This is a genomic window from Streptomyces sp. NPDC020801 (assembly GCF_044334385.1).
GTDB lineage: Bacteria > Actinomycetota > Actinomycetes > Streptomycetales > Streptomycetaceae > Streptomyces.
In genome coordinates this window covers 205,613-222,688 of the sequence record NZ_JBIRST010000001.1, presented here as the reverse complement: position 1 = coordinate 222,688, position 17,076 = coordinate 205,613, and the positions used below count along the sequence as shown (strand labels likewise).

Here is a 17,076-nt window from a genome sequence, read left to right as displayed (position 1 = left end):
GCTGTTTCCTCCGTTCCCTTCTGCTACCAGACGTAGGCGAGGACTTCCCCACCCACGCCCTTCTTGCCGGCCTGCTTGTCGGTGAGGAGCCCGTGGGACGTGGAGATGATCGCCACGCCGAGGCCGCCGAGCACCTTCGGCAGGTTGGTGGACTTCGCGTACACCCGGAGACCGGGCTTGGAGATCCGCTTGATGCCCGCGATGGAGCGCTCACGGTTGGGGCCGAACTTCAGCTCCAGGACGAGGTTCTTGCCCACCTGGGCGTCCTCGACCTTCCAGCCCGTGATGAAGCCCTCCTGCTGGAGGATCTCCGCGATGTGCGACTTGATCTTCGAGTGCGGCATCGCCACGGTGTCGTGGTACGCCGAGTTCGCGTTACGCAGACGCGTGAGCATGTCTGCGATCGGATCAGTCATGGTCATGAATTGGCCTTCGGCCTCTCTCGCCGGGGTTTCCTGGTGCGCCATCCCTCTCCCCGATCCGAGACGGGACGGGTGCGGCGCGGTGGACCTACGGCGTAGTAAGTCGTACGGGCGGCAGACGCCCAACCCCACAAGCCTAAGGCATGTGAGGTGGGTCGCCTGCCTACCCAGATGCTTACCGAGAGCCCGGCATCAACCCAAGTGGGCTGTTACCAGGAGCTCTTGGTCACGCCCGGCAGCTCGCCACGGTGAGCCATCTCACGAAGGCACACGCGGCACAGGCCGAACTTGCGGTACACGGAGTGCGGGCGGCCGCAGCGCTGGCAGCGGGTGTAGCCACGCACACCGAACTTGGGCTTGCGAGCAGCCTTGGCAATCAGAGCCTTCTTCGCCATCTCGCTCACGCCTCCTTGAACGGGAAGCCGAGGTGACGAAGGAGCGCGCGGCCCTCAGCGTCGTTGGTCGCCGTGGTGACCACGGTGATGTCCATACCCCGGACGCGGTCGATCTTGTCCTGGTCGATCTCGTGGAACATGACCTGCTCCGTGAGACCGAAGGTGTAGTTGCCACGGCCGTCGAACTGCTTGGGGGACAGGCCGCGGAAGTCGCGGATGCGCGGCAGCGCGAGCGACAGGGTGCGGTCCAGGAACTCCCACATGCGGTCGCCACGGAGCGTGACGTGGGCACCGATCGGCTGGCCCTCACGCAGCTTGAACTGCGCGATGGACTTGCGGGCCTTGGTGACCGCCGGCTTCTGGCCGGTGATCGTGGTGAGGTCGCGGATGGCGCCCTCGATCAGCTTGGAGTCGCGGGCGGCGTCGCCCACACCCATGTTGACCACGATCTTGACGAGGCCCGGGATCTGCATGACGTTCTCGTACTTGAACTCGTCACGCAGCTTCGGGGCGATCTCGTCGCGGTACTTCTGCTTCAGACGCGGGGAAGTGGTGGTAGCCATCAGATGTCCTCACCCGTCCGCTTGGCAACGCGGATCTTGTTGCCTTCGTCGTCGAAGCGGTAACCGACGCGGGTCACGACCTTCTGGCCGTCCTTCTCCACGACCAGCTGGACGTTGGAGACGTGGATCGGCGCCTCGGTGGTGACGATGCCGCCGGCCTGGGAACCACTGGCGGTCGGACCGGCCTTGGTGTGCTTCTTGACCCGGTTGACACCCTCGACCAGGACACGCTCCTCGCGCGGGTAAGCGGCAATGACCTTGCCCTGCTTGCCCTTGTCCTTGCCGGTGATGATCTGGACCAGGTCACCCTTCTTGATCTTCATGCTCACAGCACCTCCGGCGCGAGGGAGATGATCTTCATGAACTTCTTCTCGCGCAGCTCACGGCCCACGGGGCCGAAGATACGGGTGCCGCGAGGGTCGCCGTCGTTCTTCAGAATGACGGCGGCGTTCTCGTCGAAGCGGATGTACGAGCCGTCCGGACGGCGGCGCTCCTTGACGGTGCGAACGATGACCGCCTTGACGACGTCACCCTTCTTCACGTTGCCACCGGGGATCGCGTCCTTGACGGTGGCGACGATGACGTCACCGATGCCCGCGTAGCGGCGACCGGAGCCACCGAGCACACGGATGCAAAGGATCTCCTTCGCACCAGTGTTGTCGGCGACACGCAGTCGCGACTCCTGCTGGATCACGTCTATCTCCTGATTGTCTGCCGGTTCCCCGGGGGCCACTCAGGTGAGCGGCCCCCGGAGCCTGGCGGAACTGTCCTGCGAGGGATGCCCCGCAGGAGATTTACTTGGCCTTCTCGAGGATCTCGACGACGCGCCAGTGCTTGCTGGCGGACAGCTTCCGGGTCTCCATCAGGAGGACGCGGTCGCCGATGCCGGCAGCGTTCTGCTCGTCGTGCGCCTTGAGCTTGTTGGTACGGCGGATGACCTTGCCGTACAGCGCGTGCTTCACGCGGTCCTCGACGGCGACGACGACGGTCTTGTCCATCTTGTCGCTGACGACCAGACCCTCACGGGTCTTCCGTGCGTTGCGCTCGGTCTTCTGCTCAGTCACGTTGTTCTCGCTCATCAGGCGTTCTCCACCGTTTCGATGCCCAGCTCACGCTCGCGCATCAGGGTGTAGATCCGCGCGATGTCCTTGCGGACCGCCTTCAGACGGCCGTGGTTCTCGAGCTGACCGGTCGCCGCCTGGAAGCGGAGATTGAACAGCTCTTCCTTGGCCTCGCGGAGCTTGCCCAGAAGCTCCTCGTTGCCCAGCTCGCGCAGCTCGGACGCCTTGGTACCGACCGACATCACGCTTCACCTGCCTCGCGCTTGACGATGCGGCACTTCATCGGCAGCTTGTGGGCCGCACGAGTGAGGGCCTCACGCGCAATCTTCTCGTTCGGGTAGGACAGCTCGAACATGACCCGGCCCGGGTGCACGTTCGCGATCCACCACTCCGGCGAACCCTTACCGGAACCCATGCGGGTCTCGGCGGGCTTCTTCGTGAGCGGGCGGTCCGGGTAGATGTTGATCCAGACCTTGCCGCCACGCTTGATGTGGCGGGTCATCGCGATACGGGCCGCCTCGATCTGGCGGTTGGTCACGTACGCCGGCGTGAGGGCCTGGATGCCGTACTCGCCGAACGCGACCGTCGTACCGCCCTTGGCCTGACCACGGCGCTTCGGGTGGTGCTGCTTGCGGTGCTTGACCCTACGGGGGATCAGCATGTCGGTCAGGCCTCCGTTCCGGTGCTCTCAGCCGGAGCGGACGCGGGAGCCTCGGCCTTGGGAGCCTCGGCGCCGGCAGCCTGCTGCGGCTTGCGACCGCGCCGCTCGCCACCGCGGCCACCACGGGCCGGGCGGTCGGCACCACCGCGGGCCGGGCGGTTACCCGCACGGGCGGCAGCGTTCTCGGCGCGGACCTCGGCGATGTTCTTGACGTCGCCCTTGTAGATCCAGACCTTCACACCGATGCGGCCGAAGGTCGTCTTGGCCTCGAAGAAGCCGTAGTCCACGTTCGCGCGGAGCGTGTGCAGGGGCACGCGGCCCTCGCGGTAGAACTCCGAGCGGGACATCTCGGCGCCGCCGAGGCGGCCACCGCACTGGATCTTGATGCCCTTGGCGCCCGCCTTCATCGCCGACTGCATGCTCTTGCGCATGGCACGGCGGAAGGAGACGCGGGAGGAGAGCTGCTCGGCAACGGCCTGCGCCACCAGCTGAGCGTCGGTCTCGGGGTTCTTGACCTCGAGGATGTTCAGCTGGACCTGCTTGCCCGTGAGCTTCTCGAGGTCGCCGCGGATGCGGTCGGCCTCGGCGCCACGGCGGCCGATGACGATGCCCGGACGCGCGGTGTGGATGTCCACACGGACGCGGTCACGGGTGCGCTCGATCTCGACCTTGGAGATGCCGGCGCGCTCCATGCCGGACGTCATCATCCGACGGATGGCGACGTCTTCCTTGACGTAGTCCTTGTACAGCTTGTCGGCGTACCAACGCGACTTGAAGTCGGTGGTGACACCGAGCCGGAACCCGTGCGGGTTTACCTTCTGGCCCATTACCGGGTTCCTTCCTTGCTGCTGACGACCACGGTGATGTGGCTGGTCCGCTTGCGGATCCGGTAGGCGCGGCCCTGGGCACGCGGCCGGAACCGCTTCAGGGTCGGGCCCTCGTCGACGTAGGCCTCGGAGATGTAGAGGCTGTCGACATCGGTGTGGTCGTAGTTGTGCGCGGCGTTGGCGATGGCGCTGTCCAGCACCTTGCCGACCGGCACGCTCGCGGCCTGCGGGGCGAAACGCAGGACCGCCTGAGCCTCCGCGGCGTCCATGCCGCGGATGAGGTCCACCACACGGCGGGCCTTCATGGGCGTGACGCGGATGTACCGCGCCTGGGCCCTGGCTTCCATGGTTGTCCCTTCAGTGTTTGTCATGGTCAATCACCCCGCGACTAGCGGCGCTTCGACTTCCGGTCGTCCTTGACGTGACCCCGGAAGGTGCGGGTCGGCGAGAACTCGCCGAGCTTGTGGCCGACCATCGACTCGGTGACAAACACCGGGATGTGGGTCTTGCCGTTGTGCACCGCGATCGTGTGGCCCAGCATGGCCGGGACGATCATCGAGCGGCGGGACCAGGTCTTGATGACGTTCTTGGTGCCGGCTTCGTTCTGGACGTCCACCTTCTTCAGCAGGTGGTCGTCGACGAAAGGCCCCTTCTTCAAGCTACGCGGCATCTCAACCCGTCCTTAGCGCTTCTTGTTCGTCTTGCGGCGGCGGACGATGTACTTGTTGCTCGCCTTCTTGGGAGAACGAGTACGACCTTCCTTCTGACCCCAGGGGCTGACCGGGTGGCGGCCACCCGAGGTCTTGCCCTCACCACCACCGTGGGGGTGGTCAACCGGGTTCATCGCCACACCGCGAACGGTCGGGCGGACGCCCAGCCAGCGCTTGCGGCCGGCCTTGCCCCAGTTGATGTTGCTCTGCTCGGCGTTGCCGACCTCGCCGACCGTGGCGCGGCAGCGCTGGTCGACCAGGCGGATCTCACCGGACGGCATGCGGAGGTGGGCCATCGAGCCCTCCTTCGCGAGCAGCTGCACGGAGGCACCGGCGGAGCGGGCGAACTTGGCGCCGCCACCGGGACGGAGCTCGATCGCGTGGATCGTGGTACCGACCGGGATGTTGCGGAGGGCCAGGTTGTTGCCCGGCTTGATGTCGGCCCCGGGACCGTTCTCGACGCGGTCACCCTGCTGCAGGTTGCGCGGGGCGAGGATGTAGCGCTTCTCGCCGTCGGCGTAGTGCAGCAGCGCGATGCGCGCGGTGCGGTTGGGGTCGTACTCGATGTGCGCGACCTTCGCCGGCACGCCGTCCTTGTCGTGACGACGGAAGTCGATCACGCGGTAGGCGCGCTTGTGGCCACCGCCCTGGTGGCGGACGGTCACACGACCGGAATTGTTACGGCCGCCCTTGCTGTGCAGGGGGCGGACCAGCGACTTCTCCGGCGTGGACCGCGTGACCTCGACGAAGTCGGCGACGCTGGCGCCACGGCGGCCCGGCGTAGTCGGCTTGTACTTGCGGATTCCCATTTCTCAGTCCTCGTCCGATATCGGACGATCCGACCCGCTTACGCGGTCGGACCGCCGAAGATGTCGATACGGTCGCCCTCGGCGAGGGTCACGATCGCGCGCTTGGTGGCGGAACGCTGGCCGAAGCCGCTCTTGGTCCGCTTGCGCTTGCCCTGGCGGTTGATCGTGTTGACGCCGGTGACCTTGACCTCGAAGACCGCCTGGACGGCCTCCTTGATCTGGGTCTTGTTGGCACGCGGGTCGACGATGAACGTGTACTTGTTCTCGTCGAGGAGCGCGTAGCTCTTCTCCGAGACGACCGGCTTGATCAGGACGTCACGGGGGTCCGTGTACGACTTGCTCAGCGGGGTCTCGACGGTGTTCTTGCCCTCGGCGGCGTGGCGGCGCGCCTTGGCGACGCGCGCGGCCTTAGCGGCCTTGGCGGCCTTCGAGGCGATGGAGGGGTGACGCGTAGCCATCAGGCCTCGCTCCCTTCGGTGTCGTTGGCCTTGTTCGGGCCGGCGACGAAGGACTCGAAAGCGGCCTTGGTGAAGACCACGTCGTCCGAGACGAGAACGTCGTACGTGTTCAGCTGGCCCGGCTCCAGGATGTGGACCTGGGGCAGGTTGCGGGCGGACAGCCACGCGGCCTCGTCGGAACGGTCGGCGACGAGCAGCAGGTTCTTGCGCTCGCTGATCTTGCCGAACAGCGTCTTGGCGGCCTTGGTGGAGATCTCGCCCTCGACCACGCCGGAGACGACGTGGATGCGGTTGTGGCGGGCCCGGTCGGTGAGGGCGTGGCGCAGGGCCGCGGCCTTCATCTTCTTCGGGGTCCGCTGCGAGTAGTCGCGCGGCACGGGACCGTGCACGACGCCACCACCGGCGAACTGCGGCGCGCGGGTCGAACCCTGACGGGCGCGGCCGGTGCCCTTCTGGCGGTACGGCTTCTTGCCGCCGCCGCGGACCTCGCCACGGGTCTTGGTCTTGTGCGTGCCCTGACGGGCAGCGGCCAGCTGTGCGACGACGACCTGGTGGATCAGCGGAATGCTGACCTTCTCAACGCCGAAGATCTCCGCGGGGAGCTCGACGGAACCGGCCTTGTCGCCCGCCGGCGAAAGGATGTCAACAGTGCTCATCGGTTACCTCAGGCCCCCTTGGCCGCGGTGCGGACCAGGACGAGGCCGCCGTTCGGACCGGGAACCGCGCCCTTGATGAGCAGCAGACCCTTCTCCGCGTCAACGGCGTGGACGGTCAGGTTCTGGGTGGTGACCCGCTCGTTGCCCATGCGACCCGCCATACGGAGGCCCTTGAACACGCGGCCCGGGGTGGCACAGCCACCGATGGAACCGGGAGAGCGGTGCTTGCGCTGGGTGCCGTGTCCGGCGCCGAGGCCCTTGAAGTTGTGACGCTTCATGACACCGGCGAAGCCCTTGCCCTTGCTCTTGCCGGTCACGTCGACCTTCACGCCGGCCTCGAACACCTCGGCGGTGATCTCCTGGCCGAGGGTGTACTCGGCGGCGTCCGCGGTGCGGATCTCGACGAGGTGACGACGGGGGGTGACGTCGGCCTTGGCGAAGTGACCCTTGAGGGGCTTGTTCACCTTGCGCGGGTCGATCTCGCCGAACGCGATCTGGACGGACTCGTAGCCGTCGACGTCGTTGGTACGGACCTGGGTCACGACATTCGGCCCGGCCTTGACGACGGTGACCGGAACAACACGGTTGTTCTCGTCCCACACCTGCGTCATGCCGAGCTTCTCGCCCAGGATGCCCTTGATCTGCTTAGCCATCTCTCAGATCACCGGCCTCAGAGCTTGATCTCGATGTCGACACCGGCCGGGAGGTCGAGTCGCATCAGAGAGTCAACGGTCTTGGGGGTCGGGTCGAGGATGTCGATCAGGCGCTTGTGCGTGCGCATCTCGAAGTGCTCGCGCGAGTCCTTGTACTTGTGCGGCGACTTGATGACGCAGTACACGTTCTTCTCAGTGGGCAGCGGCACCGGGCCCGCGACCGACGCACCAGTGCGGGTCACCGTCTCGACGATCTTCTTCGCCGAGGAGTCGATGACCTCGTGGTCGTAGGCCTTGAGCCGGATGCGGATCTTCTGTCCCGCCATGGCTACTCAGTAGTCCTGTCTCTTCTCACGCTCTGGAACCCGGCGATTGCGAGGTTTCCCTCGGTATCCCTTGGCATCCCTGGGGTTTGTCCGACCCACGCGGTCGGGCGTGTCGCGCTCCCGCTGACATAGATGTCCCTTGTTCGAACATCCCTGCTCGGAAGTGACACGGCCCTTGCGGAACCGCAGGCCGGGGACCTCGGGCCCACCGGGCGCCTGGTCGGTGCCGCGCCCACGCTTCCCGGAAGATTCCCGTACGTCCGCCCCAGCGCTGCCATCAGGCAGTTAGGACGACGAGTACTGTGGGACTCGCTTCCGGTCCTCCCGGCGGGAGGCGCGCAACATCAACACTCGACCGAGCAACTCGGACAGTCTGCCATATGGGGCGGGGCACTGGCCAATCGAGCCGACGAGGGTAACCCGGGGGTGGGTGGGGTCGAACGCGGACCCCGCACCAGGCCCGCTCTCAGCGGCGGCCCCGGTCACACTGATGCGGATCCAGGGCGAACCGCCGGCGTCGTCACGGCCACACGCAGCGTGCCATCGGCCGACGGAGCGAGCCGGGCCACACTCTCGTCCTCGGTGCTGCGGGCCAGGAGTGCGGGGACGCCGGTCGCGGTCGGGACCTGCCGGAGCGTCCACCCCAGGTTCTCGAAGTGGGCCTGCGCCCGCGCCAGCGCCCGGACCATCGCATCCTCGGTCAGCGGCTCGGTCGACCAGGCGTGGTGGGCGTACGTGTCCTCGCCGTCCTGGTAGGTGGCGAGGCCTTCTCCCTCCTGCCGCGGCGCGTGCCGTACCAGGAGTGTGTCGTATATGCGGCTGGAGTGGTCCAGGGCGCGGCGCTCGGCCTGCTCGTCGGTGGGGTCCTGCCGGAAGGAGGCAGGGTCGGTCGTGCCCGATCCGTCAGCGGCGAAACAGGGGGACGTCACACTGATGGCTGCCAGTCCCTCTCCCTTGGCCTTGTCCACGACACCGGTGAGGGCGGTCATCCAGAAGTCGTCGGGCACGGTGCGCATACTCACCGAGGGGAATGGGTCGGACCAGTCGGCGTCGGACGACTGGAATTTGTAGCCCAGCTTCACCCAGGCGTCCCTGGCCTGGCGCACCAGCTTCTTGGCCTCGGTGCCCGGCACCCCGGTCAGCTGGTACGACAGTGCGACCTGCTGACACTCGCCGGCGCTGTGGTCGTCGGCGACACAGGCTCCGACAGGCGTCAGCCCGGTACGCTTGAAGGTCGCTTGGGAGACATGCCGTCCACGGCCTGATGGATGATTTCCTCGGCGCGCTTCGTTGCCTGCTGCTCGTCCATGGTGACCTGCTTCGATGCCCTGCTGCCGCCGCTGCTTCCCGTCTGCCCGGACCCGCACGCCGCCGCCGCGACGGACGCAGTCAATACGGCGATGATCGACATCGCACGGAACAGCCTCATGGGGTTCCTCCAGTCACAATCTTCGCCATATTGGTCAGAGAGTCGCCCTCCCAGTACTGTCCGTGCGCCGGCACGAAACCGTCCGTGCCCGGAAACTTTCCGTCGGCAACATGGAAGGTCTGCGGGTTCAGGGGTGCCAGCGTCCCAGCGGGCGGCGGGACGAGATTCACCAGATCGTCCTTGGCGGTGGCCGCCCAGACGTGGCCGGCCCCGATGTGCAGGTCCTTGGCGTGATTCACGCCTGCACCGGGGCTGCCCACCGAGATCGCGTTGTCCACGGGCAGGTCGGGGTGGTCCCCACATGGTCTCGCCGGCCACAAGGGAGCCGTAACTGTGGCCCAGGACCGTGGAGTTCACCGATCCTGGTGGACAGTATCGATCCCGGTCAGGAAGTTGCTCAGCGGCTCGCGGGCGGCGTCGGCGTACTTGGCGTCGGTCGCGTCGCCGACGAGGCTCTGCAGGGCGTCGTAGCCAAGCCACATGATCGACGCCGTCTTGTGGGTGAGGTCGGTGAAGCTCGCCCGGTCCTGGAGAAGTTCCGCGCGGCGGATGTCACCGTCGATGCTGCTCAGTTCGGTCCCCGTGCCGGGCACGTAGGTCGCCACGTTGTCGGCGGTGTCGGGGTTGCCGATGGAGATGATGACGCGGCCGTTGTTCTTGTCGTCGAAGCCGAGCAGGTATGGGCGCTTGCTTTCGTCGGCGTAGTTGTCGAAGCGTTTCTGGATCGCCTCCATCCCGCCGAGCCGGCCCCGGGCGTTCTTCCGTGCCTCTTCCCAGTCCTTCCACGCCTGGGTTTCGACCCTGCCGCCCTGCATGCCGGTGTGCAGGTTGACGTAGGTCTCGTATCGCCTGGGCTCCGGGTGGTTCTTCAGCCAGGCGTCGTATTGGCCTTGCCCAACACCGTGTGCCTCGTCGAGCACCATCCGGTTCGCCTCATCTCGAACCGTGGCAGGCAGGCCATCGAGCGCGCCGACGGAGTCGGGATGCGTGGAGATCCACGCATCCCGCTCCTCCGCGCTGAGCCTCTTCCACCACTCCGCGTTGTCCTTCGGGCTCCCGTGCTTGGGCGGCTGCGGCAGCGAGTCGAGATACTTCTGGCCCGCCTCGCTCACCCCGCTCGTGTCCGAGGACGCGTCGGCCCAGTCCTTGTCGGAGACGGTCAGATCGTCGTCCGCCTTCAGCGCCCGCAGCTTCGGCGCCCACTTCTCGTCGGCCTGCGTCGCCTCCTTGAGGGCACCGGCGATCCGATCCGCGTACTCCTGTGCGAGACGATGATCGGGGTTGGGGTCGATGTTGGCCGCCTGACGGCCCACTGCGGAGGCCGTGTCGTCCGTCAGGCCACTCACCGTGCCACCCTCGGGAATCTTCCCGTCCTCGCTCTTCTCCCCACCCGGCGGATAGGTGATCGAGCCGTCGGCGTGCACGGTGAGCTTCGCCGCCTGCGCACCGTCGAGGGCCGCTTCAAGCTTCCTCTTGGCCGCTCCGACCTCGTACGAGAAGGCTTCGAGAGCCGTACTGACGAGACCGCATTCGACCTGGATGTAGTGGAAGTTCTTGCCCAGCTCCGCCAGCTGCTTGATCGCCGCGGTCGCGGCCTCGCCCTTGAGGGAGTTCCTCATGGCCACGGAGATCTGGTTCTCGATGCGGTCCTTGGCCGCGCTGGCCATGTCACAGGTGCTGCGGTATCCGTCGGCCGCATCCAGAAACTCTGTCGGTTTGAGGGCCTTGAGTGTTGCAGGGTCCATGACTTCTGGTTACCGCCCCTTGCCCTGACCGCCGACAGCCGGAGTATCCGCGTAGTCCACCTTGAGGTTGCCGATCTCGACCTCGACGGCCTCATCGGTCTTCAGCTGGTCACTGCCCGCTTTCTCCAGCAAACCCGAGGGCTTCCCACAGCGTCCGCTCACACCCTTGACGTAGCGCTCCCACGAATCATGAACGTCCTTCTGGGCCCCAGCAGTCAGGCAGCCGGCTTCCTCACCAAGACCCTTCTGTCCGTCCGTCAGCTTCCCCAGCGCCTTGGCGACGTCCTCACGGAGCGACCCGACGTCCCTGCCTGCCTTGGACCAGGCCGGCTTGTTCGACACCAGCGTGCCGGTGTCACCGCCCGGGTCGAGCGGCACGTGGTTGAGTTGCATCTGGGCGGCATGCCGCTCTACCGCCGCGCTTTGAGCTGCTCCCACTCGTCCCACGCCATGCGTGGTCGCCTCCCCCGTGTCGAGTCGTCGCCGAGCAGACGTAGACGCGGTGATGCTCCGAACGTGGAGCGCCTCGTTTGCTCGCGTTGACATGTACCGTAGCGCTCTACCCCACGGGCCCCATGCGTCGCGACGACCAGGACGGCTGAGTATCCGTACTCATGCGCGCTCTATGCGCGCTCTGATGCGGCTTGCCTCACGCCTGAAGTGTCATGAGACGGAACTGGCTGATGCGTACGGGACGAACCGCGCCCACGTGTCCGGGGCGAACGCGAGCCGGGGGCCTGCGACGGTCTTGGAGTCGCGGACATGCACGGTGCCGAAGCTGATGGCAAGCTCAACGCAGGAGTTGCCGTCGTTTCCGCCGCTGTAACTGCTCTTGAACCACACCAGCTCGCAGGCGCCCCCTGCAGTGGTCTTGCGGATCATGTTTCTCCCAGCAGTTGTTCGATGAAGGCCAGCGACTCCCGCGGGGAGAGCGCCTGAGCCCGGATCGTGCCATACCGCAGTTCAAGAATGCGCAGGTGTCTGGGTTCGGAGGTCGGCCGGCCGTTGAACGCGCCCTCGGAGCGGCCCACGGCCGTACCATCCGGAAACTTCAGCAGCTCGATCCGACCGTCCAGGCCGGAGTGGGTGTCGCAGTTCATCGGCATCACCTGAAGCACGACGTTGTGCAACCGCCCCACCTCCAGCAGACGTTCGAGCTGCTGACGCCACGCCATTGTGCCCCCGATGGGACGCCGCAGGACCCCCTCTTCCACCTCTTCCACGACGAAACTGAGCGCTGGAGCAGGTGAGCGTTCGAAGACCGACTGCCGGGCCAGTCGGGCGGCCACCATGCGTTCCACGTCGTCGGGCGAATACGGCGGCTGCGCTGCCCCGATCACGGCTCGTGCATGCTCCGGCGTCTGCAACAACCCGGGAATGATGTGGCACTCGTACAGAGCGATCTCGACCGCCTGGGCCTCCAGCTTTCCCAGCTCCCGAACCTTCTTCGGGTACCGAACCCTTTTCACGTCCTCCCACGTCGCCGCAATGAGCCCACCAGCCCGCAACACCTCGTCGGCCCTGTTCAGGTAGTCCTGCCGAGGAATCCGCTTCCCACCCTCGACCTTGTAGACCAGGTCCTCCCCGTACCCCACTGCCGCCCCGAACTCGGCGGCGCGCAGCCCCGCCGCCTCCCGCCGCAGCTTCAACTGTCGCCCCACGGTGGTGATGACGGCCACGCCCCACTCGTCGTCCGGATCCACCTCCCACCCCGGCTCGTCCGCCTCGCTCCTGAGCCGTACCGCCTCGCCGTCCACCGACATGCCGCGCCCCTCCGTAGTCCCGCGTCGTACCGCGACGCCCTACCCGTACGAACGCACCAGTGGCACCGACAGCACCGGACAAACGCCGGACAGTGACCGTACGCAGTCACGCCACGCACCGGACCGGGCGTGCCGGCTCTCGTCACCTTCCGCTGCTCGTCCAGAGCCCGCACCTCGTGCTTCGAGTGGTCCAGGCGCATCAGGGTCCTCATGCCCTGCTCCCACCGTCCCGTGGAATAGCCGGAGCCTGCGGCAGGGTGCAGGATCCGCCGCTCCACCACCAGGTCGGCCTTCTCCGCGGGGTGGGCGTTGCGCACGAGGTACGGCTTGTCCGGCCCGTTGAGCGCGAGCAGCGCGGCCCGGACCTCCGCCGCGGACAACGGCGGAGCCACTCTCGGGGTGCTTGATGCCGGTCAGCTTGTCGATGAAGCGCATTTGATCAATCCAGGGGCGCCTGGCCATGGGCCTGTTCACGATCGCCTGGACCCTGCCCCACCGCCGCTCGATGCGGGCGTATCGCATGGCGGCCGCGTCCCTTGCACTGGGGTGCGCGCTGCTTCCCGTGCTGTTCGCGGTGCTGCTGGGGGCGGCGCTGGCGTGGAGCTGACAGGACCCAGCCAGTCCGACGGAAGAGCTCTCAGAAGTGCTCGACCGTCTGACCGTCCGGGACCTGGTAGCAGCCAGATACGACGTGCAGGCTCAGCTTCGGTGGGTCATTCTTTGACATTTGAACGATGTTGACGTCGGCCTTCTGCTTATCGTTGTCAGCTGTCAAGTTAATATTCTTGTTCTTACTGGTGTCCGGCCCGTATGAAACGATCGTCCACCCGTGCTTCGGCAGCTCCGCCTTGAGCCGTTCTATCGCCACGCCGGGGTCGCTCGCCGACGTCGGGTAAAAACTCCACCAGTGGAAGATCCGGAAATATTTCTTTGTGTCCTTCCCCCGAGTATTCTGCAACAAAGGGCCGACTGCTGGAAGCCTTTCCCTTGACGCCGATCAGGTCGTAGATACCGCTGGAGACCTTTTCCATCGCTTGCGAGACATCACGTGAGCTGCTCATGCCGGCGGACGGGACATCATCGGAGTTTTTGCCAGTCATGTTACATCCGGTGAGGATGGCGAGGGCAAGGGGTATGGCGAGTACATGAGAGCCAAGTTTGTTCTTCACGTCGAGGAGCCTTACTTCGTCGGAGTGGACCACGGGCTGGTCATCACGCCTTTTCCCCTGAATGCCGGCGCTCCTATTTCACGTGCGCCCACAGGTCGGGCGGCAGGTTCAGCCATCATTGACAAACCCAGCGACCTGTTTGCACACGCCATCATCGCGAGAATACTGGGTGTGATGGTTTCTTCACGGGGACGTGGCACCGCGCGCCTGCGCCGGGCCCGGCAGCCAGAGCCGCTCAACAGCTCAACGAATTTGAGTGGGCGGCCAGTTACCGGCGGCGCACAACTCCATGTACTGCTCTGTGGGAAGGTGAGTCGGAGGGAGGTGGGGGGCTGCTCCGGAGTGCGGCACGACAATGACGGAGCTGAACGGAGCCTTCGCCGGATCCCCCGTCTCCATATGCTCCTTGAAATCGAAGCGGAACGTCCAGCCGTAGGGGAATTCGATCGCCGTGTCCGGAAGAACGATCACGGAGCCGGCTTTGTCCGGGTAGGCGGCGGTGTTCAGATATTGAGAAGCCGCCACGACTGCGTCATCCTTGGCCACCTTGTCGGCGGAACGACGCCGCCGACCGACGGCGAAGGCAGCTACAGCTCCGCCGAGGACTACGGCGACACCGGCACCCAGCCCGATCCACAGCGCGCCGTTGCCGTCGCCATCGTCGCTCTTGGGAGACGCTCCGGTGGCAGCGTGACCACCCTGCGACGGGGTGGACTTCTCCGCTGGAGAAGGTGCCGCGGCGGCGGCCAGGTCCGGTAGCGGATAGACGTCAGCCGGACCCGGGTCGCCGGGATTCTCCAAGGCGATGCGCGGCCGCACGATCCCGTACCCGATGGAATCGTTGCGCTTGGCGCCGTTGGTGGGGGCGCCGATCGTGTTGAGCATGACGCGCAGGACCTGGTTGTTGGTCCAGTTCGGATGCTTGGACCAGATCAGGGCGGCGCTGGCGGAGGCGATGGCGGTGGCGTCGCTGGTGCCATGCGAGCGGCAGAGGCCTGTTCCGCCTCCGCACGCGTGCACCATCTGGTCACCGGGCGCAGCCATGTCCACCTGGGGGCCGTATTCCGACTCTGTGGTTCTGCGCAGGTTCTTCCCCACAGCGGCGACACCGATCACACCAGGCGTGGCTGCGGGATACTCAACGTGGTTGTAATCCTTCCCGCTGTTACCGACCGCTGCGAAGATCAAGGAACCCTTCTCCAGCGCGTACTTTACGGCTGCGGTGAGAAGGTGTGAGTCCTCCTTCTGCCCAAGCGAGATATTGATGACCTGCGCACCGGCGTCCGCTGCATAACGAATCGCCTTCGAAGTAGCTTCATTGAATTGCTTGGCAGCGTCGGCCTCATTGGCTGCCTTACTGGCGTCGGGCACACGAATCGGGAGGATTTTGGCTCCGGGCGCGAGTCCAAAGGCGCCCTTACCGCTGTCGTACGCGCCGGTTCCGGCAATCAGACCCGCCATACCAGTGCCGTGGCCGTCGTAGTCGGTGTGTTCGTCTCCCGGTTGGTCCGTTGTGAAGTCCTTACCTGACAAGACACGGCCTTTGAGGTCCGGATTGTCAGGTTCCACTCCGGAATCGATCACAGCGACTGTGACGCCTGCACCGGTGCTGGTGCGCCACATCTGCTCTGCCTTCATGGCATCGAGAAACCACTGTTGTCCACGGGTCGAGTCCGCGTGCGCTGGCACATTTACGAGCCCGACGAGTAGCGCGCCCAACACTGCCGGTGCCATGGCACCGCGGCGAACACCACGAGTTCCTCTGATGAGCATGTGTCTCCCTTAGCCCGTCTCGGACCGTCAGTCGCTGGTGGTCGGTGCCGTGCGCTGGCCGTCCTGACGTGCCTCCTCGTTGGAGCCCCGGCGACCGGGCCGCCTGCCCATGCCGCTTGCCCGGGCGGACGGTGCCGTTCCAGTGCGAGAAGAAGTGCTGCCACGTCCTTCACCCGGACGCCCAGCAACGGGTGTCCCTCCCGCTACGCCTCCTCGTACCGGAGCGCCGGTGCTTGCCGGGCCGCCCGATCCCCCCGTCGTAAGGGGATGACCGGAGGCACGGCCCGGCTGCTGCGGGCCGCCTACGGCCTTCCCGTACGGAGATACGACGCGGTTGCCACCAGACCGCTGCTCAGTCCCGCCAACTGGTTGTCTTGCCGAACCAGCGGCGCCTACCGGGCCCTGCGGGCGGCCGGTGACCGATGACCCTTCTGCGCCCACGACAGTCCCACGAGGAATCATCGAGGAACGTCCAGTGGGCGCAGTAGAGGGCCTGCCCCCAACCACGCCACCGCCGGCGCGGCCTGTGACAGGCCCGGAGGACGGCGACGGAGCCGCGCCTGGCAGGTACGGCGCCCGGCCCATCGCTGTCGGCCGTGCAAATCGCGTAGGGCCAGCGCTTTCTTCGCCTGGCGCCATCGCGCCCGACGGCGGCCTTCCTGACCTCCCAGGGCCTGGCACGGACCCTGCAGGCCAGCCTGTACCCACAGGGAGTCGCCCACCTCTTTGGAAAGTCGGAGGAACCGTTCCCGGCGGCATAGGGGCCACGCCGTGTGATCCACCCGCGTTTGGCAGAGCGCCGGTCGGATCAGCGGCCTGGAGGGTAGGAACACGCGGCAGGCTTCCCACCGAGTCAATGTCCATCCGGCTGGGCGGCTCGATCGTCGCCCGCGGGTGCTGCCCGGAAAGGCCCCCGGAAGCGGGGGCATGCTCCCTGGGCGTGTCCGCGACGGCATGCGGACGCGAGGAATCTCCTGGCAGCATGCCCCCGCTGGAGTCCACGGCAACCCGCTTGGCCGTAGGGGAGATCTGACCAGTGCTGCCGCCATTGGGGCGGGTCACGTAGCCCTGATCACCATGCGGACGCAGATCTGGCGGCACGATCGCGTTCGGGGGCGGTGGGAACTTGGGCCGCTCCAGGCCGTTCATCTGCGTCGCGGACAGCTCGTAGGACTGCCCCAGCTTGCGCATCTGGGCCGCCGCCTCCTGGCGGACCTTCTCACGGTCGGCCTTCAGCGCGGCCAGTTCACTCGCGGACTTGGATCGGACGGCCGCGGCGTCCGGGTCGTTGTGAGCAGCCGTGGCCGCATCCAGGTTCGCCTGCGCGCTCTTGGTGTCACGCGGGATCGACACCTGCGCCGTGCCAATGGCGCCCGACGCCTCGCCCAGCCACTTCGCCGCACCCTCGCTGAAGTCACCGAGCCGATGCGTGGAGTTGGCCAGGTCGCCGGCCCACGCACGGAACGCGTCCGCGCCCTCACCCTTCCACTCCACCCACTGCGGACGAACCTTCAGCTCCTCCGCAATCTTGCGGATCTCCGTCGCGGCAGCAGTCAGGCGATCGGCCGCGGCCTGCACCTCACCCGAGTTCGCCTGATCCAGCCACGCCAACATCTCCTCATGGCTCATGTCCTCAAAGGACGTACCGCCACCAGT

At 66.4% G+C, this 17,076-nt stretch carries 25 protein-coding genes and 1 pseudogene; 2 read left to right on the top strand and 24 right to left on the bottom strand.

Translation table 11 applies throughout. The features are described 5' to 3' along the window. Positions 1-23 precede the first annotated feature (23 nt). The 22 genes and pseudogenes from rpsH to ACH4UM_RS00990 all read right to left on the bottom strand — a co-directional run bounded on the left by rpsH (position 24) and on the right by ACH4UM_RS00990 (position 12,478). A complete protein-coding gene (rpsH, locus tag ACH4UM_RS01095) occupies positions 24-422 on the bottom strand; it encodes a 30S ribosomal protein S8 (RefSeq protein WP_276110731.1) in 399 nt (132 codons plus the stop codon). 209 nt (positions 423-631) lie between these two features. Beyond that, positions 632-817, bottom strand: a complete 186-nt coding sequence (locus tag ACH4UM_RS01090; protein WP_003948630.1) for a type Z 30S ribosomal protein S14 — start codon at positions 815-817, stop codon at positions 632-634. A 5-nt stretch (positions 818-822) separates the two neighbouring features. Continuing rightward, a complete protein-coding gene (rplE, locus tag ACH4UM_RS01085) occupies positions 823-1,380 on the bottom strand; it encodes a 50S ribosomal protein L5 (RefSeq protein ID WP_190181495.1) in 558 nt (185 codons plus the stop codon). Continuing rightward, positions 1,380-1,703 (bottom strand): 50S ribosomal protein L24, encoded by a 324-nt coding sequence (gene rplX, locus ACH4UM_RS01080; RefSeq protein WP_398172210.1) that lies wholly within the window; start codon positions 1,701-1,703, stop codon positions 1,380-1,382. Before rplX ends, rplE begins: the two co-directional genes overlap by 1 nt. 2 nt (positions 1,704-1,705) lie before the next feature. Then, positions 1,706-2,074 carry a 50S ribosomal protein L14 gene (gene rplN / locus ACH4UM_RS01075; protein WP_003998823.1) on the bottom strand — a complete coding sequence of 123 codons (369 nt, stop codon included), beginning with the start codon at positions 2,072-2,074 and terminating at the stop codon, positions 1,706-1,708. Between the two features lie 100 nt (positions 2,075-2,174). Next, complete coding sequence (gene rpsQ / locus ACH4UM_RS01070) at positions 2,175-2,459, bottom strand: 30S ribosomal protein S17 (protein WP_398172208.1); 285 nt, start codon at positions 2,457-2,459, stop codon at positions 2,175-2,177. Beyond that, complete coding sequence (gene rpmC / locus ACH4UM_RS01065; protein WP_055632347.1) at positions 2,459-2,683, bottom strand: 50S ribosomal protein L29; 225 nt, start codon at positions 2,681-2,683, stop codon at positions 2,459-2,461. Before rpmC ends, rpsQ begins: the two co-directional genes overlap by 1 nt. Then, entirely contained in the window at positions 2,683-3,102 is a 420-nt protein-coding gene (rplP, locus tag ACH4UM_RS01060; protein WP_004927269.1) for a 50S ribosomal protein L16, read from the bottom strand. The genes rpmC and rplP overlap by 1 nt, the downstream gene beginning before the upstream one ends. Positions 3,103-3,107: 5 nt before the next feature. Then, entirely contained in the window at positions 3,108-3,929 is an 822-nt protein-coding gene (gene rpsC, locus ACH4UM_RS01055; protein ID WP_003998826.1) for a 30S ribosomal protein S3, read from the bottom strand. Then, positions 3,929-4,276: a 50S ribosomal protein L22 gene (rplV, locus tag ACH4UM_RS01050; protein ID WP_027757868.1), complete on the bottom strand. Its 348-nt coding sequence runs from the start codon at positions 4,274-4,276 to the stop codon at positions 3,929-3,931. Before rplV ends, rpsC begins: the two co-directional genes overlap by 1 nt. 41 nt (positions 4,277-4,317) lie before the next feature. Beyond that, positions 4,318-4,599, bottom strand: coding sequence for a 30S ribosomal protein S19 (rpsS, locus tag ACH4UM_RS01045; RefSeq protein ID WP_398172206.1), 282 nt, complete (start codon positions 4,597-4,599; stop codon positions 4,318-4,320). 12 nt (positions 4,600-4,611) lie between these two features. Further along, a complete protein-coding gene (rplB, locus tag ACH4UM_RS01040) occupies positions 4,612-5,448 on the bottom strand; it encodes a 50S ribosomal protein L2 (RefSeq protein WP_398172204.1) in 837 nt (278 codons plus the stop codon). A gap of 38 nt (positions 5,449-5,486) precedes the next feature. Further along, positions 5,487-5,906, bottom strand: coding sequence for a 50S ribosomal protein L23 (gene rplW, locus ACH4UM_RS01035; RefSeq protein ID WP_398172202.1), 420 nt, complete (start codon positions 5,904-5,906; stop codon positions 5,487-5,489). After that, positions 5,906-6,562 carry a 50S ribosomal protein L4 gene (gene rplD, locus ACH4UM_RS01030; protein ID WP_398172200.1) on the bottom strand — a complete coding sequence of 219 codons (657 nt, stop codon included), beginning with the start codon at positions 6,560-6,562 and terminating at the stop codon, positions 5,906-5,908. The genes rplW and rplD overlap by 1 nt, the downstream gene beginning before the upstream one ends. Before the next feature lie 8 nt (positions 6,563-6,570). Beyond that, entirely contained in the window at positions 6,571-7,215 is a 645-nt protein-coding gene (rplC, locus tag ACH4UM_RS01025; RefSeq protein WP_360093850.1) for a 50S ribosomal protein L3, read from the bottom strand. A gap of 17 nt (positions 7,216-7,232) precedes the next feature. Then, on the bottom strand, positions 7,233-7,541 hold the full coding sequence (rpsJ, locus tag ACH4UM_RS01020; protein WP_003948644.1) for a 30S ribosomal protein S10: 309 nt from the start codon (positions 7,539-7,541) through the stop codon (positions 7,233-7,235). A 482-nt stretch (positions 7,542-8,023) separates the two neighbouring features. Beyond that, positions 8,024-8,674, bottom strand: a complete 651-nt coding sequence (locus ACH4UM_RS01015) for a hypothetical protein (protein WP_398172198.1) — start codon at positions 8,672-8,674, stop codon at positions 8,024-8,026. Between the two features lie 80 nt (positions 8,675-8,754). After that, complete coding sequence (locus ACH4UM_RS01010) at positions 8,755-8,970, bottom strand: hypothetical protein (protein ID WP_398172196.1); 216 nt, start codon at positions 8,968-8,970, stop codon at positions 8,755-8,757. Continuing rightward, a pseudogene (locus ACH4UM_RS01005) lies at positions 8,967-10,589 on the bottom strand (alpha/beta hydrolase). The gene ACH4UM_RS01010 and the pseudogene ACH4UM_RS01005 overlap by 4 nt, the downstream one beginning before the upstream one ends. Before the next feature lie 135 nt (positions 10,590-10,724). Continuing rightward, complete coding sequence (locus ACH4UM_RS01000; protein WP_398172194.1) at positions 10,725-11,108, bottom strand: hypothetical protein; 384 nt, start codon at positions 11,106-11,108, stop codon at positions 10,725-10,727. Positions 11,109-11,378: 270 nt separating this feature from the next. Beyond that, on the bottom strand, positions 11,379-11,597 hold the full coding sequence (locus ACH4UM_RS00995) for a DUF397 domain-containing protein (protein WP_398172192.1): 219 nt from the start codon (positions 11,595-11,597) through the stop codon (positions 11,379-11,381). Next, positions 11,594-12,478 (bottom strand): helix-turn-helix domain-containing protein, encoded by an 885-nt coding sequence (locus tag ACH4UM_RS00990; RefSeq protein WP_398172190.1) that lies wholly within the window; start codon positions 12,476-12,478, stop codon positions 11,594-11,596. Before ACH4UM_RS00990 ends, ACH4UM_RS00995 begins: the two co-directional genes overlap by 4 nt. A 460-nt stretch (positions 12,479-12,938) precedes the next feature. On the opposite strand from ACH4UM_RS00990, the gene ACH4UM_RS00985 reads away from it, so the two are divergent. Further along, complete coding sequence (locus ACH4UM_RS00985; protein ID WP_398172188.1) at positions 12,939-13,085, top strand: hypothetical protein; 147 nt, start codon at positions 12,939-12,941, stop codon at positions 13,083-13,085. Between the two features lie 184 nt (positions 13,086-13,269). On the opposite strand, the gene ACH4UM_RS00980 is transcribed toward ACH4UM_RS00985, so the two are convergent. Continuing rightward, positions 13,270-13,647, bottom strand: a complete 378-nt coding sequence (locus ACH4UM_RS00980) for a hypothetical protein (protein ID WP_398172186.1) — start codon at positions 13,645-13,647, stop codon at positions 13,270-13,272. Between the two features lie 243 nt (positions 13,648-13,890). Continuing rightward, positions 13,891-15,285 (bottom strand): type VII secretion-associated serine protease mycosin, encoded by a 1,395-nt coding sequence (gene mycP / locus ACH4UM_RS00975; RefSeq protein ID WP_398172184.1) that lies wholly within the window; start codon positions 15,283-15,285, stop codon positions 13,891-13,893. A 402-nt stretch (positions 15,286-15,687) separates the two neighbouring features. On the opposite strand from mycP, the gene ACH4UM_RS00970 reads away from it, so the two are divergent. Beyond that, positions 15,688-15,846: a hypothetical protein gene (locus ACH4UM_RS00970; RefSeq protein ID WP_398172182.1), complete on the top strand. Its 159-nt coding sequence runs from the start codon at positions 15,688-15,690 to the stop codon at positions 15,844-15,846. Positions 15,847-17,076: the final 1,230 nt, after the last annotated feature.

What these genes read in the sequence shown, in the direction of transcription:
- rplC (WP_360093850.1), bottom strand. Translation starts at nt 7,215, where the DNA reads ATGGCTAAGCAGATCAAGGGCATCCTGGGCGAGAAGCTCGGCATGACG.
- rplD (WP_398172200.1), bottom strand. Translation starts at nt 6,562, where the DNA reads ATGAGCACTGTTGACATCCTTTCGCCGGCGGGCGACAAGGCCGGTTCC.
- ACH4UM_RS01010 (WP_398172196.1), bottom strand. Translation starts at nt 8,970, where the DNA reads ATGAGGCTGTTCCGTGCGATGTCGATCATCGCCGTATTGACTGCGTCC.
- ACH4UM_RS00990 (WP_398172190.1), bottom strand. Translation starts at nt 12,478, where the DNA reads ATGTCGGTGGACGGCGAGGCGGTACGGCTCAGGAGCGAGGCGGACGAG.
- ACH4UM_RS01090 (WP_003948630.1), bottom strand. Translation starts at nt 817, where the DNA reads ATGGCGAAGAAGGCTCTGATTGCCAAGGCTGCTCGCAAGCCCAAGTTC.
- mycP (WP_398172184.1), bottom strand. Translation starts at nt 15,285, where the DNA reads ATGAAGGCAGAGCAGATGTGGCGCACCAGCACCGGTGCAGGCGTCACA.
- rpsC (WP_003998826.1), bottom strand. Translation starts at nt 3,929, where the DNA reads ATGGGCCAGAAGGTAAACCCGCACGGGTTCCGGCTCGGTGTCACCACC.
- ACH4UM_RS01000 (WP_398172194.1), bottom strand. Translation starts at nt 11,108, where the DNA reads ATGCAACTCAACCACGTGCCGCTCGACCCGGGCGGTGACACCGGCACG.
- rplX (WP_398172210.1), bottom strand. Translation starts at nt 1,703, where the DNA reads ATGAAGATCAAGAAGGGTGACCTGGTCCAGATCATCACCGGCAAGGAC.
- rplP (WP_004927269.1), bottom strand. Translation starts at nt 3,102, where the DNA reads ATGCTGATCCCCCGTAGGGTCAAGCACCGCAAGCAGCACCACCCGAAG.
- rplB (WP_398172204.1), bottom strand. Translation starts at nt 5,448, where the DNA reads ATGGGAATCCGCAAGTACAAGCCGACTACGCCGGGCCGCCGTGGCGCC.
- ACH4UM_RS00985 (WP_398172188.1), top strand. Translation starts at nt 12,939, where the DNA reads ATGGGCCTGTTCACGATCGCCTGGACCCTGCCCCACCGCCGCTCGATG.
- ACH4UM_RS00995 (WP_398172192.1), bottom strand. Translation starts at nt 11,597, where the DNA reads ATGATCCGCAAGACCACTGCAGGGGGCGCCTGCGAGCTGGTGTGGTTC.
- rpmC (WP_055632347.1), bottom strand. Translation starts at nt 2,683, where the DNA reads ATGTCGGTCGGTACCAAGGCGTCCGAGCTGCGCGAGCTGGGCAACGAG.
- rplE (WP_190181495.1), bottom strand. Translation starts at nt 1,380, where the DNA reads ATGGCTACCACCACTTCCCCGCGTCTGAAGCAGAAGTACCGCGACGAG.
- rpsQ (WP_398172208.1), bottom strand. Translation starts at nt 2,459, where the DNA reads ATGAGCGAGAACAACGTGACTGAGCAGAAGACCGAGCGCAACGCACGG.
- rplW (WP_398172202.1), bottom strand. Translation starts at nt 5,906, where the DNA reads ATGGCTACGCGTCACCCCTCCATCGCCTCGAAGGCCGCCAAGGCCGCT.
- rpsJ (WP_003948644.1), bottom strand. Translation starts at nt 7,541, where the DNA reads ATGGCGGGACAGAAGATCCGCATCCGGCTCAAGGCCTACGACCACGAG.
- ACH4UM_RS00970 (WP_398172182.1), top strand. Translation starts at nt 15,688, where the DNA reads ATGACCGGAGGCACGGCCCGGCTGCTGCGGGCCGCCTACGGCCTTCCC.
- rpsS (WP_398172206.1), bottom strand. Translation starts at nt 4,599, where the DNA reads ATGCCGCGTAGCTTGAAGAAGGGGCCTTTCGTCGACGACCACCTGCTG.
- rplV (WP_027757868.1), bottom strand. Translation starts at nt 4,276, where the DNA reads ATGGAAGCCAGGGCCCAGGCGCGGTACATCCGCGTCACGCCCATGAAG.
- rpsH (WP_276110731.1), bottom strand. Translation starts at nt 422, where the DNA reads ATGACCATGACTGATCCGATCGCAGACATGCTCACGCGTCTGCGTAAC.